Genomic DNA, 265 nt, shown 5'->3' with positions numbered 1-265 from the left:
TTCTCTGGTTTTTAGGACTACACGGATACAGCACTGCCGGTGGAAGGGCGGACTCTAAGTCGGTCGTCAGTTACTTGTACGGAACTTGGTAAGCCCGTATTTCTCCTGCCTATAGCTATACAGCAGGTAAGCCAATCGCAAGAGAAGCCTAATGAGGTGCGGGTAAAGGATTGCGGAGAAAGCGAACGCTTCCGTGTAATGCGGAGGATAGAGGTTTTAACGTCACCTCATGCGAAAGCAGGCAGACTTCCGCAGGGTAATTCTT

Annotated in this window: 1 protein-coding gene; it reads left to right on the top strand. The window is 50.2% G+C overall.

Going from position 1 to position 265, the window contains the following annotated elements:
* Nucleotides 1-39: 39 nt before the first annotated feature.
* Nucleotides 40-265, top strand: a 226-nt coding sequence (locus H6A27_RS14835; protein ID WP_204509227.1) for a hypothetical protein, incomplete at its 3' end; no start/stop codon positions are given.

Source organism: Bacteroides caecigallinarum (assembly GCF_016902295.1).
GTDB lineage: Bacteria > Bacteroidota > Bacteroidia > Bacteroidales > Bacteroidaceae > Phocaeicola > Phocaeicola caecigallinarum_A.
Note: the sequence above shows the minus strand (reverse complement) of the source record. Positions and strands in the feature narration are given on the sequence as shown.